At 44.5% G+C, this 14,139-nt stretch carries 14 protein-coding genes; all 14 read left to right on the top strand.

All coding sequences use genetic code 11. The features are described from left to right. Nucleotides 1–30 precede the first annotated feature (30 nt). The 14 genes from tsf (at nucleotide 31) to rnhB (ending at nucleotide 14,051) form a co-directional block, all read left to right on the top strand. Nucleotides 31–876, top strand: a complete 846-nt coding sequence (gene tsf, locus JC606_RS10895) for a translation elongation factor Ts (protein ID WP_102423122.1) — start codon at nucleotides 31–33, stop codon at nucleotides 874–876. 161 nt (nucleotides 877–1,037) lie between these two features. Continuing rightward, nucleotides 1,038–1,769: a UMP kinase gene (gene pyrH, locus JC606_RS10890; RefSeq protein ID WP_004738586.1), complete on the top strand. Its 732-nt coding sequence runs from the start codon at nucleotides 1,038–1,040 to the stop codon at nucleotides 1,767–1,769. A gap of 98 nt (nucleotides 1,770–1,867) precedes the next feature. Then, entirely contained in the window at nucleotides 1,868–2,425 is a 558-nt protein-coding gene (frr, locus tag JC606_RS10885; RefSeq protein ID WP_198778590.1) for a ribosome recycling factor, read from the top strand. 98 nt (nucleotides 2,426–2,523) lie between these two features. Continuing rightward, entirely contained in the window at nucleotides 2,524–3,276 is a 753-nt protein-coding gene (locus JC606_RS10880; protein WP_004738590.1) for an isoprenyl transferase, read from the top strand. Between the two features lie 15 nt (nucleotides 3,277–3,291). Then, entirely contained in the window at nucleotides 3,292–4,134 is an 843-nt protein-coding gene (locus JC606_RS10875; RefSeq protein ID WP_004738591.1) for a phosphatidate cytidylyltransferase, read from the top strand. Between the two features lie 50 nt (nucleotides 4,135–4,184). Beyond that, nucleotides 4,185–5,393, top strand: a complete 1,209-nt coding sequence (gene ispC, locus JC606_RS10870) for a 1-deoxy-D-xylulose-5-phosphate reductoisomerase (protein WP_137407904.1) — start codon at nucleotides 4,185–4,187, stop codon at nucleotides 5,391–5,393. After that, on the top strand, nucleotides 5,390–6,748 hold the full coding sequence (gene rseP / locus JC606_RS10865; RefSeq protein WP_102423120.1) for a sigma E protease regulator RseP: 1,359 nt from the start codon (nucleotides 5,390–5,392) through the stop codon (nucleotides 6,746–6,748). Before ispC ends, rseP begins: the two co-directional genes overlap by 4 nt. A 48-nt stretch (nucleotides 6,749–6,796) precedes the next feature. Then, the gene (bamA, locus tag JC606_RS10860) at nucleotides 6,797–9,202 is read left to right on the top strand and encodes an outer membrane protein assembly factor BamA (protein WP_137407902.1); all 2,406 of its coding nucleotides are present in this window, start codon (nucleotides 6,797–6,799) and stop codon (nucleotides 9,200–9,202) included. A gap of 27 nt (nucleotides 9,203–9,229) precedes the next feature. Continuing rightward, nucleotides 9,230–9,730: an OmpH family outer membrane protein gene (locus JC606_RS10855; protein ID WP_137407916.1), complete on the top strand. Its 501-nt coding sequence runs from the start codon at nucleotides 9,230–9,232 to the stop codon at nucleotides 9,728–9,730. Nucleotides 9,731–9,735: 5 nt separating this feature from the next. Continuing rightward, on the top strand, nucleotides 9,736–10,767 hold the full coding sequence (gene lpxD, locus JC606_RS10850) for a UDP-3-O-(3-hydroxymyristoyl)glucosamine N-acyltransferase (RefSeq protein ID WP_061032608.1): 1,032 nt from the start codon (nucleotides 9,736–9,738) through the stop codon (nucleotides 10,765–10,767). Between the two features lie 93 nt (nucleotides 10,768–10,860). Continuing rightward, nucleotides 10,861–11,313, top strand: a complete 453-nt coding sequence (gene fabZ, locus JC606_RS10845; RefSeq protein ID WP_004738598.1) for a 3-hydroxyacyl-ACP dehydratase FabZ — start codon at nucleotides 10,861–10,863, stop codon at nucleotides 11,311–11,313. 1 nt (nucleotide 11,314) lies between these two features. Then, nucleotides 11,315–12,103, top strand: coding sequence for an acyl-ACP--UDP-N-acetylglucosamine O-acyltransferase (gene lpxA / locus JC606_RS10840; RefSeq protein ID WP_004738600.1), 789 nt, complete (start codon nucleotides 11,315–11,317; stop codon nucleotides 12,101–12,103). A gap of 82 nt (nucleotides 12,104–12,185) precedes the next feature. Beyond that, nucleotides 12,186–13,382 carry a lipid-A-disaccharide synthase gene (lpxB, locus tag JC606_RS10835; RefSeq protein ID WP_198778589.1) on the top strand — a complete coding sequence of 399 codons (1,197 nt, stop codon included), beginning with the start codon at nucleotides 12,186–12,188 and terminating at the stop codon, nucleotides 13,380–13,382. Between the two features lie 48 nt (nucleotides 13,383–13,430). Continuing rightward, on the top strand, nucleotides 13,431–14,051 hold the full coding sequence (rnhB, locus tag JC606_RS10830; RefSeq protein ID WP_198778588.1) for a ribonuclease HII: 621 nt from the start codon (nucleotides 13,431–13,433) through the stop codon (nucleotides 14,049–14,051). The last annotated feature ends 88 nt before the right edge of the window (nucleotides 14,052–14,139 follow it).

The following is a 14,139-nucleotide window of genomic DNA, read 5'->3' as shown; positions in this document are numbered from 1 at the left end:
CTTATTTTCGAATCAACCGAGGAATAGAGAATGGCAACTGTAACTGCTGCTCTAGTTAAAGAACTTCGCGAGCGCACTGGCGCTGGCATGATGGAATGTAAGAAAGCGCTTGTAGAAGCAAACGCTGACATCGAACTAGCAATTGAAAACATGCGTAAATCTGGCGCAGCGAAAGCAGCTAAGAAAGCTGGTAACGTTGCTGCTGAAGGCGCAATCATCATCAAAGAAGAGAACGGTGTAGCTGTTCTTCTTGAAGTTAACTGCCAAACTGACTTCGTAGCAAAAGATGCTAGCTTCACTGCATTCGCAGAAGAAGTAGCAGCTGACGCAGTAGCTACTCAAGCTTCTGTAGAAGAGCTACAAGCTAAGTTCGAAGAAACTCGCGTTGCTCTAGTTGCAAAAATCGGCGAAAACATCAACATCCGTCGTGTAGCATACGTACAAGGTGCTGCTCTAGCTTCTTACCGTCACGGTGAGAAAATCGGTGTTGTTGTAGCTGGTGAAGGCGAAGCTGAAACTCTTAAGCACGTTGCTATGCACGTAGCTGCTTCTCGTCCTGAGTTTGTTAACCCAGAAGATGTACCAGCAGACGTAGTTGCTAAAGAGAAAGAAGTTCAAGTTGAAATCGCTATGAACGAAGGCAAGCCTCAAGAGATCGCTGAGAAAATGGTTATCGGCCGTATGAAGAAATTCACGGGCGAAATCTCTCTAACAGGTCAAGCTTTCATCATGGAACCTAAGAAAACTGTTGGCGAAATCCTTAAAGAAAAAGGCGCTGCAGTATCTAACTTCGTACGTCTAGAAGTTGGTGAAGGTATCGAGAAAGCTGCTGAAATGAGCTTCGCTGACGAAGTTGCAGCGGTACAAAAAGGTTAATCCTTAGCGTATTGTTTGAAAAAAGACCGTGGCAAATGCTGCGGTCTTTTTATGAATAGTGAACTATTTTTGAACGCAACGTTAGTGGTTATGAATGCAAACTGACTTACTCAGTTTTTATCCATGACTGTTAATCATCAACTCTTTGGAAGGTAAACTCCATGACTACGAACCCTAAACCAGCGTATCAACGTATTCTGTTAAAACTTAGCGGTGAAGCGCTACAAGGCGAAGAAGGTTTTGGTATTGACCCAACGATCCTTGATCGTATGGCTCAAGAAGTAAAAGAATTGGTTGAACTAGGCGTTCAAGTTGGTGTTGTTATCGGTGGCGGTAACCTGTTCCGTGGTGCTGGTCTTGCTGAAGCTGGCATGAACCGCGTTGTTGGCGACCACATGGGTATGCTTGCAACAGTAATGAACGGCCTTGCTATGCGTGATGCTCTGCACCGTGCTTACGTAAACGCACGTGTAATGTCTGCAATTCCTCTAAAAGGCGTGTGTGACGACTACAACTGGGCAGATGCAATCAGCCAACTACGTCAAGGTCGCGTTGTGATCTTCTCTGCTGGTACTGGTAACCCATTCTTCACTACTGACTCTGCTGCATGTCTACGTGGTATCGAAATCGAAGCTGACGTAGTTCTAAAAGCGACAAAAGTAGATGGTGTATTTACTGCTGACCCAGTAGCAAACCCAGACGCAGAGCTGTATGATACTTTGTCTTACAACACAGTTCTTGAGAAAGAGCTTAAAGTAATGGACTTGGCTGCATTTACGCTAGCACGTGATCACAAAATGCCAATCCGTGTATTTAACATGAATAAGCCAGGCGCACTACGTCGCGTGGTTATGGGTGAAACTGAAGGTACATTAATCAGCGACGCTGACTAATTTTTCGGGCTTACTGGGGGCTATACTCCGGTAAGCTTTATCCTTATCACTCCAAATAAAAAGCTTTCTTGAAGAAAGAACATAATCAAGGTGAAATTGTGATTAACGAAATCAAAAAAGACGCTCAAGAGCGCATGGAAAAAAGTGTTGATGCACTAAGAAGCAGCCTGCAAAAGATTCGTACAGGTCGTGCACACCCAAGCCTACTTTCTGGCCTTACAGTAGAGTACTACGGTGCACCAACGCCTTTGACTCAAGTTGCTAACGTTATTGCTGAAGACGCACGTACTCTAGCAATCACAGTGTTTGATAAAACGCTAACGCCTCTAGTTGAAAAAGCGATCATGACATCTGACCTAGGTCTAAACCCTATGTCTGCGGGTACGGTTATCCGTGTTCCACTTCCACCGCTAACCGAAGAGCGTCGTAAAGACCTAGTTAAAATCGTTCGTGGCGAAGCTGAAGGTGGCCGTGTTGCTATCCGTAACATCCGTCGTGACGCGAATGGCGATCTAAAAGCACTTCTTAAAGATAAAGAAATCTCTGAAGATGAAGATCGTAAAGCACAAGACGAAATTCAAAAGCTAACTGACGCTGCGGTTAAGAACGTAGACGAAGTTCTAGCAACTAAAGAAAAAGAGTTGATGGAAGTTTAATTTTCCATATTCTTTTCTTTCCGGAAAAACGCTGTACTCACTGTTCAGCGTTTTTTTATGCTACTCTGTTCGACTATTAGAATTTGATTCACTCTTTTATGCATAATTCTCAAGCGTTCACAGACTCTCTTCCTAAACACATTGCTGTCATTATGGACGGTAATGGTCGCTGGGCAAAAGCTCAGGGCAAGCCTCGCGTCTTTGGTCATAAAAACGGTGTTCAAGCCGTTCGCAAAACCATCTCTTCTGCTGCCAGACTCGGCATCAAAGCCGTTACACTTTTCGCATTCAGTAGCGAGAACTGGCGCCGACCAGAGGAAGAAGTGGGTATTTTGATGGAACTCTTTATCTCCGTGCTTTCAAGTGAAGTGAAAAAGCTCCATAAAAATAATCTACAACTTCGTGTTATTGGTGATAAAAGTCGTTTCAATGATCGACTACAAAAGAAAATAGAAGAAGCGGAAGCTTTGACTAGCACCAATACCGGTATGGTTATCAATATCGCCGCGAACTACGGTGGTAAGTGGGATATTCAGCAAGCGATGACTTCCATCGCTCAACAGGTAAAGTCTGGCGATATTAATGTAGAAGACATTGATGAAGCTATGATTACACAGCACCTGACAATGGCGGATATTCCAGAAGTTGATCTACTGATCCGTACCAGTGGTGAATGCCGCATTAGTAACTTTATGCTTTGGCAGTTGGCTTACGCCGAAATGTACTTTACTGAACAATTCTGGCCAGACTTTAATGAAGACAGCTTAGTAGAAGCTGTGACTTGGTTTGTAAATCGTGAGCGCCGTTTTGGCTGCACCGGTGAGCAGATTAAAGCTCTGATGGACAGTTAATAAGGATTTTTTGGTTTGAAACAACGAATTATTACGGCGTTGATTTTAGCTCCCCTAGTTATTCTAGGAATTTTCGAGTTATCACTTCCTACGTTTATCCTTTCATTAGCGGTTATCTCGCTATTGGGTTACTGGGAATGGACTCAATTTGTTGAAAGCAAATCGCGTTATTTAGCGTTGATTCCAACGGTTGTGGTAAGTGCTGCAAGTTTTGCTTTTATCCCTTTTGATGCATTTAGCCTAAATAACTTATCGAGTGCTCACTACGCCATTTTAACGATTGGTTCAATTTGGTGGGTAATCGCAAGTGGTATGGCAGTGACTTATCCTAAGTCTATGCCAGCATGGAAAGACTCATCGTTTCTTCGTCATGGTTTTGGTGTACTAACTCTGCTGCCATTCTTTTGGAGTGTAGTGATTTTGCGCGCTAACGGTATTGACGTTGATCCTTACCATGGCGCAAAACTCGTGATGTTTGTGTGTCTTCTGGTATGGGCTGCAGACAGTGGCGCTTACTTCTCTGGTAAGAGCTTCGGTAAGCGTAAAATGGCACCAGCTGTTAGCCCGAACAAGACAATTGAAGGCCTGATTGGCGGTATCATCACCGCGGTGATTGTGGCTTGGATTTTTGCTGACTTGTTCAATATCCAATTCTCAAGCCCTCTACACATGATTGTGATTACGCTTGTGACCGTTGTTATCTCTGTTCTTGGTGACCTTGTTGAAAGCATGTTCAAGCGTGTTTCTGGGGTCAAAGACAGCAGTAATCTGATTCCTGGTCATGGTGGTATACTAGACAGAATCGATAGCTTAACGGCTGCATTCCCTGTCTTTGCTCTGCTTTACTTAGCATTCTAATTAAAAGGGCAGTGAATCTGCCCTTTATTACATTTCTACGGTCATATGTGATGCGAAATCTAACTATCCTAGGCGCAACTGGCTCAATTGGTGCAAGTACACTAAAAGTCGTTGAGCAAAACCCAGATCTTTATTCAGTCGTTGCGCTGGCTGCTGGCTCGAATGTTGAAAAGATGCTGGCATTAGTAGAAAAGTGGCAACCAAGCTATGTTGCTATGGCTTGTCCTGATGCTGCATCTCAGCTCGCTGACACCTTGTCTATCAATCACCCTAATATCCAAGTACTCTCAGGCTCTGAAGGCATGTGTAAGGTTGCCTCTTTGGATGAAGTGGATACGGTGATGGCTGCGATTGTTGGCGCGGCAGGCTTGCTTCCAACTATGGCAGCAGTTAAAGCGGGTAAGCGTATTCTCTTGGCAAATAAAGAAGCCTTGGTGATGTCTGGACAGCTGTTTATCGATGCTGTGGAAAAGTACGGTGCAGAACTTCTTCCTGTAGATAGTGAACACAATGCTATCTTCCAATGCTTGCCACAAATCGTCCAAACCAATCTAGGTCACTGTGATTTAGAAGCTAACGGCATTAACCATATCCTACTAACCGGTTCTGGTGGTCCTTTCCGTTATACCGACGTGGCTGAACTGGAATCCGTGACTCCTGAACGTGCTATTGCACACCCTAACTGGTCTATGGGACCTAAGATCTCAGTCGATTCTGCGACTATGATGAATAAAGGCCTTGAGTACATTGAGGCGAAGTGGCTATTTAATGCGTCTCAAGAGCAGCTAAAGGTGATTATCCACCCTCAGTCTGTGATCCATTCTATGGTTCAGTACAAGGATGGTTCAGTGCTTGCTCAAATGGGTGAACCAGATATGGCGACACCTATCTCACTGACGATGTCTTACCCTGAACGTACTGAAGCGGGTGTTAAGCCTCTGGATTTCACCAAAGTTGGTGAACTGACTTTCTTAGAGCCTGACTTCAACCGTTACCCATGTTTGAAATTAGCCATCGAAGCGTGTTACTTAGGCCAGCATGCAACGACAGCGATTAACGCAGCAAACGAAATTGCGGTCGACGCTTTCTTGAACAATCAGGTTAAATTTACCGATATTGCAGTCATTAACGAACATGTTATGAGCAAAGTATGTGAACAACATAACTCTGAAGGCTTAGATAGCTTGGAAAGCCTGCTTGAGCTAGATAATATGTCTCGTCAAATAGCCATTCAATTTATTAAAGAGCAGCTAGCATGAGTGGAATTCTGTGGAACTTCGCATCTTTTATCATAGCGCTTGGCATTCTGGTCGCGGTTCATGAGTTTGGACATTTCTGGGTTGCTCGTCGTTGCGGTGTAAAAGTTGAAAAATTCTCGATTGGTTTTGGTAAATCAATCTGGAGCAAAGTTGGCCGTGACGGTACAGAATACAGCTTGTCCGTTATTCCACTGGGCGGCTACGTAAAAATGCTCGATGGTCGTGTCGATGACCTATCAGAAGACGAGCAGCAGTACGCGTTTGATAAAAAGCCATTGTGGAAACGAACCGCGATTGTTGGCGCAGGACCAGCGTTTAACTTCATCTTTGCTGTGTTTGCATATTGGTTAGTATTTCTGATCGGTGTGCCTGCGGTTAAGCCCGTGATTGGTGAGGTAACTCCACAATCTATTGCTGCACAAGCCGGAATTGAAACTGGAATGGAACTTAAATCTATTTCGGGAATCAAAACCGCAGATTGGGAATCAGTCAATATGGGTTTGATATCGCATATTGGTGATCAATCGATGACAGTAACGGTGTCTTCGCAAGACGATATCGGCTTTGAGCAGCAATTGACGTTGGATATTTCAGACTGGTCGTTCAACCCAGAAACTGAATCTGCGATGACAACGCTTGGCTTTAGACCATACTCTCCAGAGATCTCGACAGTGCTGGCTCAAGTGATTGATGATGGTGCTGCATACTCTGCTGGTCTGGAAGCGGGCGACCAAATTGTTGAAATTAATGGTCAACCAATTGAGCAGTGGCAATCAGTGGTTGAGTTAATTCGCTCGAACCCAATGACACCATTAGACGTTGTCGTATCAAGAAACGGCAGTGAGCAATCACTCGTGATGACACCGAAAAGCCGCGAGCTTTCTGATGGTTCAACAATCGGCTATGCGGGTATTGCTCCGGAAGTCGCAGAATGGCCAGAAGATTATCGCTTTGAGTTACAATTTGGTGTAATTGAGTCTGTAGGAAAAGCATTTGATAAAACAGGTCAAATCATTGGCCTGACGCTTACTATGCTGAAAAAGCTCATCGTTGGTGATGTTGGCTTAAATAACTTAAGTGGCCCGATTTCAATTGCTAAAGGCGCAGGTACAACCGCTGATTACGGTTTGGTTTACTTCCTAGGCTTTTTAGCTCTGATCAGTGTTAACTTGGGTATTATTAATTTGGTTCCGCTGCCTATGCTTGATGGCGGACATTTGCTCTTTTTCGCTATTGAGGCCGTTACTCGTAAACCAGTCCCTGAGAAAGTTCAGGAGATGGGTTACAGAGTGGGAGGGGCGATCCTCTTCTCTTTAATGGCTCTGGCAATATTTAACGATTTTACTCGTCTGTGAATGGTTTCTCACAGGCATTGGTAGTAGCAAGGAATAATTAGAATAAGTATGGCGATTAAGCAAATTCTGTTCGCAAGTCTATTAGCCACCAGTGTGGCGGCGAACGGAGCACAAAACTTTGTAGTTCAAGATATCAAGATCGAAGGTTTACAGCGTGTTGCACTTGGTGCAGCTCTACTGAAAATGCCAGTACGTATTGGCGATGAAGTAGATGAAAGCGATGTTTCTGAGATCATCCGTGCATTGTACGCTTCGGGTAACTTTGAAGACGTTAAAGTCCTTCGCGATGAAGGTGTATTGATTGTTCAAGTGAAAGAACGACCAACCATCGCAAGTATCTCTTTCTCGGGCAATAAAGCGATTAAAGAAGAACAACTTCAGCAGAACCTAGATGCATCAGGTGTTCGTGAGGGTGAAGCTCTTGACCGTACTACGCTAAGTAATATTGAGAAAGGTCTTGAGGACTTTTACTACAGTGTTGGTAAGTACAACGCGACAGTAAAAGCGGTTGTAACACCTCTGCCACGTAACCGTTCTGACCTTAAATTTGTATTTACTGAAGGCGTTTCCGCTAAGATTCAGCAAATTAACTTTATCGGTAACGAAGTGTTTACTGATGAAGAACTGCTTAGCCGCTTCAACCTCAATGTAGATGTGGCTTGGTGGAACTTCCTAGCGGATGAAAAATACCAGAAGCAAGTGCTTGCTGGTGATATTGAAGCGCTTAAATCTTACTACCTTGACCGCGGTTACCTGAAATTTAAGGTTGACTCTACGCAGGTGGCGATCTCTCCAGATAAGAAAGGCGTTTATATTACTCTTGGTCTAGATGAAGGCGAAGCTTACGCAGTTAAAGACGTATCATTCCGTGGTGAGCTTATTGGCCGCGAAGCTGATTTTGAAGCGCTTGTGCCATTTGAAGATGGCGATACCTACAACGGCTCTTCTGTAACTTCACTAGAAGAAGGCGTTAAGCGTATTCTTGGCGAGTCAGGTTATGCGTATCCGCAAGTTCGTACGATTCCAGAATTCAATGACGAAACCAAAGAAGTTTCATTGGTTATTAACGTAGAAGCGGGTAGCCGTATCTACGTGCGTGACATTCGTTTTACAGGTAACAACTCGACAAAAGATGAAGTGCTACGTCGTGAAATGCGTCAAATGGAAGGCAGCTGGCTTAACTCTAAATCGATTGATACCGGTAAGAGCCGTCTTAACCGTCTAGGTTTCTTCGAAACTGTCGATGTACAAACCGTTCGTGTTCCAGGCAGCGAAGACCAAGTTGATTTGGTTTACAACGTTAAAGAAGCAAACTCAGGTAGCATCAACTTTGGTGTCGGCTACGGTACTGAATCTGGTGTGAGTTTCCAAGTTGGCCTTCAACAAGACAACTTTGCGGGCTCTGGTAACCGCGTTGGCGTAAGTGCCATGATGAACGATTACCAAAAAAACGTGAGCTTAGACTACCGTGACCCATACTGGAACCTAGATGGTGTGAGCTTAGGCGGTAAGATCTTCTACAACGAGTTTGAAGCATCTGAAGCAGGTATCGTCGACTATACCAACCAAAGTTATGGTACGAGCTTAACCTGGGGTTTCCCTATGGATGAGCTGAACCGCATTGAGTTCGGTGTTGGCTATACGCACAACAAGATCGGTAACGTACCGACTTATATCCAGGTTGAACAGTTTGCGAGAAGTATCGACCAATACGGTGATGAGAACATCTTAACTGATGATTTCGATATCAATATTTCTTGGACGCGTAACAACTTGAACCGTGGTTTCTTCCCAACAGAGGGTAACCACCAACGTGCTTTCGCTAAAATGACGGTACCAGGCTCTGATGCTCAGTACTTCAAAATGCAGTACGATGTAAAACATTACATCCCGCTGACCAAAAAGCATGAGTTCACTCTATTGATGCGCGGCCGATTAGGCTATGGTAATGGTTATGGTCAAACGGATGGGAACGATAACTTGTTCCCATTCTACGAGAACTACTATGCGGGTGGTTTTACAACCCTACGTGGTTTTGGCTCTAACTCGGCAGGTCCAAAAGCCGTTTACGGCAGCAGCACGGGTAACAACCCAACCTACGACACCGCTACTGACGATTCAGTAGGCGGTAACGCGGTTGCTTTGGCAAGTTTAGAGTTAATCGTACCTACGCCGTTTGCTTCTGATGAAGCTCGCAGCCAAATTCGTACCAGTGTCTTCTTCGATATGGCAAGTGTATGGGATACCGAGTTCGTAGACCGTGGCGCACCTAACAGTGGCGGCCAGTACTACTACGATTACTCTGATCCAACGAATTACCGTTCATCTTATGGTGCCGCTCTTCAATGGATGTCACCGATGGGCCCATTGGTTTTCTCTCTAGCGAAACCAATTAAAATTTACGAAGGTGATGATGAGGAATTCTTCACATTCACCATTGGCAGAACTTTCTAATATTTAAAGGACAATATTTTGAAAAATATGATTAAAGCAGCAGGTTTAGGCCTTGTAGTTATTAGCTCTTCTTTCTTTGCAACAGCTGCTGAAGCTGCGCAAAAAGTGGGTTATGTAAACACTGCACAAGTATTCCAGGCTCTACCTCAGCGTGAAGTTGTTCTTCAAAAAATGCAGGAAGAGTTCAAAGACAAAGCGGCTGAGCTGCAAAGCATTCAAGCGGAAGCTAAGACTAAGATTGAAAAGCTTAAGCGTGATGGCGAGCTACTAGGTCCAGACGAAGTTGAGAAGCTTCGTATCGAAGTTGGTCAACTAGACAGCAAGTACAAAATCAAAGCTCAAGCTCTAGAAAAAGCAAGCCAACGTCGCGAAGCGCAAGAGAAGCAGAAGCTATTCAAAGTGATTCAAGATGCTGTAACGAAAGTTGCAGAGAAAGAAGGCTACGACATGATCGTTGATATTCAAGCGCTACAATACGGCAAGCCTGAATACAACATCTCTGAGAAAGTAATTAAAGAACTAAAATAAGTTTTATGAAGACACTGACTTTAGCCGAATTGGCAACCATTACCGGGGGGGAGCTACATGGTGACGGTACTGTAACCGTTTCTGCTGTTGCTCCTATGGATAAAGCGCAAGAAGGCAACATTACGTTTCTTTCTAACGTTAAGTACAGCAAGCACCTAGGTGACTGTAAAGCGTCAGCGATTATGGTTAAAGAGAGTGAGCGCGAGCTGTGTAAGACTAACGTGATTGTGGTCAGTGACCCTTACGTTGCTTTTGCTAAAGTTGCTCAAGCGCTTGATACTACTCCAGCACCGGCTGCGGATATTGCTGACTCAGCTTCGATTGCGAGCGATGCAACACTTGGGCAAAATGTGTCTATTGGTGCGAACGCTGTGATTGAGTCTGGTGTTGTTCTTGGTAACGATGTGATCATCGGTGCGGGTTGCTTTATCGGTAAAAACGCCAAGATTGGCGCTGGCACTAAGCTGTGGGCTAACGTAAGCATTTATCATGAAGTGGTAATTGGTGAAGCTTGTTTGGTTCAATCAAGTACTGTGATTGGTTCTGATGGCTTTGGCTACGCGAACGAGAAAGGCGAGTGGGTTAAGATCCCTCAAGTCGGTTCTGTTCGCATTGGTAATCGCGTAGAGATCGGTGCGTGTACCACGATCGACCGTGGTGCGTTAGATGATACCGTTATTGAAGACAACGTTATCATTGATAACCAAATGCAAATCGCACACAACGTTCACATCGGATATGGTTCTGCTCTTGCGGGTGGTACTATCATCGCAGGCAGCACGACGATAGGTAAGTACTGTATTATTGGTGGCGGCACTGTAATCAATGGTCACATTGAAATCACTGACGGCGTTACGATTACCGGTATGGGAATGGTAATGCGCAGCATCACTGAGAAAGGCATGTACTCTTCGGGTATTCCTTTACAGCCAAATAAAGATTGGCGTAAAACAGCAACGCGTGTTCATCGTATTGATGAAATGAACAAGCGTTTGAAAACCGTTGAAAAACTTATCGAGAAGAGCGCGGAATCATAATTCCAGCATTTCTAATAAAAGGCTCGCGTACAGCGAGTCTTTTTCGTTTATAATCTTTCTAATTAAATAAAGAATACATATAGGAATACGACTTTGACTACTGAACAGACAACGATGAACATTACTGAAATTCAGGAACTATTACCTCATCGCTACCCATTCTTAATGGTTGATCGTGTGACTAGCTTTGAAAAAGAAAAAACACTGACTGCAATTAAGAATGTTTCTGTTAACGAGCCTCAGTTTACTGGCCACTTCCCTCAACTTCCTGTATTTCCTGGTGTGTTGATCCTAGAAGCGATGGCGCAAGCAACAGGCCTTCTTGCATTTAAATCTTTCGGTGCACCTTCTGGTAACGAGCTTTACTACTTCGCAAGTGTTGATAAAGCGAAATTCCGTAAGCCAGTAGTACCTGGTGACCAGCTGGTTATCGAAGTTGAATTCCTAAAAGAGCGTCGTGGCATCGCGTCATTTAACGGCGTTGCGAAAGTTGACGGCGAAGTAGTATGTTCAGCTGAACTTAAATGTGCTCGTAGAGAGTTTTAATATGATTCATGAAACAGCAAAAATTCACCCGGCTGCAGTTATCGAAGGTGATGTGACGATTGGTGCAAACGTAACAGTTGGCCCTTTTACTTACATTGCTGGTAATGTAACCATTGGTGACGACACAGAAATCATGTCGCATGTTGTGATCAAAGGTCACACAACTATTGGTAAAGAAAACCGAATTTTCCCACATGCTGTGATTGGTGAAGAGAACCAAGACAAGAAGTACGGTGGCGAAGACACTACGGTTGTGATCGGCGACCGCAACGTGATTCGTGAAGCGGTTCAAATCCACCGTGGTACGGTTCAAGATAAAGCAACCACTGTGATTGGTGATGACAACCTGCTTTGTGTTAACGCTCACGTAGCGCACGACGTTATTGTTGGCAACCACACTCACATTGGTAACAATGCTATCTTAGGTGGTCACGTAACAGTTGGCGATTACGCTGGTGTTATGGCGCTTTCTGCGATTCACCCGTTCTGTTCAATCGGTGCTTACGCTTACATTGGTGGTTGTTCTGCCGTTGTTCAAGATGTACTTCCGTACGTACTTGCACAAGGTAACCATGCAGCACCATTCGGCCTTAACCTTGTAGGTCTGAAGCGTAACGGGTTCGAGAAACCAGAGATTCGTGCACTACAAAAAGCGTACAAAGAGCTTTACCGCTCTGGTAAAACACTAGAAGAAGCGAAAGCGGCTTTAGTTGAAATGGCAAAAGAGTTTGCTTCGGTAACTCCTATGTTAGAGATGCTAGAGAACTCTGAGCGCGGTATTATTCGTTAATACCAGGTGTGATTGATATAAAAAAGATCGCTACTTTCAAGGCGATCTTTTTTGTTTTAGGCGAGAAGGGAATTGGAAAACTATGGCACAGCTAGAAGCACAAACCAATAACTCAGGCTTTGTTTCCAACGAGCCACTGCGTGTAGGCATTATTGTCGGAGAACTCTCTGGCGATACCCTTGGCGAAGGCTTTATCAAAGCGATAAAAGCTCAGTACCCGAATGCAGAATTTGTTGGTATTGGCGGGCCAAAAATGAAAGCGCTAGGCTGTGAATCTTTGTTTGAGATGGAAGAACTTGCCGTAATGGGCCTTGTTGAAGTACTTGGTCGCTTGCCTCGTCTGCTAAAAGTAAAAGCAGAGCTGGTTAAATACTTTACTCAGAATCCACCAGATGTGTTCGTTGGTATTGATGCTCCTGACTTTAACTTGAGACTGGAGCTAGACCTTAAGAACGCAGGTATAAAAACGGTTCATTACGTTAGCCCTTCAGTATGGGCGTGGCGTCCAAAACGTATTTTTAAGATCGACAAAGCAACCGACCTGGTACTGGCGTTCTTACCATTTGAAAAAGCGTTCTACGACAAATACAACGTTGCCTGTGAATTTGTTGGTCATACACTGGCAGATGCCGTTCCACTCGAGCCAAATCAAGCGGAAGCGCGAGAACTGCTTAGCCTAGAGCAAGACAAGCAGTGGTTAGCGGTTCTACCGGGCAGTCGTGGTGGTGAAATGAAACTCATCGCGCAACCTTTCATTGAAACCTGTAAACGTATCAAACAAAAGCACCCAGACATCGGTTTCGTGGTGGCTGCTGTTAACGAAGCCCGCAAGCAACAATTTACCGAGATTTGGAAGGCGACAGCACCAGAATTAGATTTTGTTATTGTACAAGATACAGCTCGTAACGTGATCACTGCAGCGGACTCTGTACTATTGGCATCCGGCACGGTCGCTCTTGAGTGCATGCTGCTTAAGCGTCCAATGGTTGTGGGGTACAAGGTGAATAAGTTGACTGGCTACATTGTGAAGAAGCTGGCTATCACCGAGTTTGTGTCACTGCCGAATATTCTGGCAGGCGAAGAAATCGTCAAAGAGCACATCTTGGAAGAGTGCCATCCAGATTTCTTATTCCCTTCGGTTGATAAGATGCTAGCTGCCGATAACAGTGCATTGATTGAACGCTTTACTGAAATGCACCACTGGATCCGTAAAGATGCTGACAAACAAGCCGCCAATGCGGTGCTGAAATTGATCGGCCGAGAGTTTGTTGAATCATAACGTGCTAGTTTCAAAGGCACGGGCTTAAAAGTTACAAAGAGAATTGTCATGGCAGTAAAAGAGAAAAAAGAGCTTCCACCTTTCGAATACCCTCAAGGCTACCAGCTATTTGCTGGCGTCGATGAAGTAGGGCGTGGACCATTGGTTGGTGATGTAGTGACAGCTGCAGTTATCCTAGACCCGAATAATCCAATTGAAGGCCTGAACGACTCAAAGAAACTGTCTGAGAAAAAGCGCCTTGCCCTGCTTCCTGAAATTAAAGAAAAAGCATTGGCATGGTCTGTGGGCCGTTGTTCACCGCAAGAAATTGATGAACTCAATATTCTACAAGCGACTATGGTTGCGATGCAGCGTGCGATTGCTGGGTTAAGTGTTCAGCCTGATATGGCTTTGATTGATGGCAACCGTGTACCTGAATTGCCAATGGCCGGTATTGCAGTGGTTAAAGGAGATTTACGCGTCGCTGAAATCAGTGCCGCCTCTATTATCGCTAAAGTCGTCCGTGACCAAGAGATGGAAGAGCTTGATAAGCTTCATCCGGAGTTTGGTTTTGCTAAGCACAAAGGTTACCCGACCAAGGTGCATTTCGAGGCAATTGAAAAGCACGGTGTTACCGAGCACTACCGTAAGAGCTTTAAGCCAGTAAAACGTATTTTAGGCATTGATTAAGTGCTACACAGATAAGCGTTGATCTTCGAATAAATTTGCTTACTAGCAATAGAAAAAAATAGAATACACTCAGTTGTAATCCTAGGCT

The organism is Vibrio sp. IB15 (genome assembly GCF_016406055.1).
GTDB lineage: Bacteria > Pseudomonadota > Gammaproteobacteria > Enterobacterales > Vibrionaceae > Vibrio > Vibrio chagasii.
The sequence above is the reverse complement of the archived record's forward strand: the minus strand, read 5'-3'. Positions and strand labels throughout refer to the sequence as shown.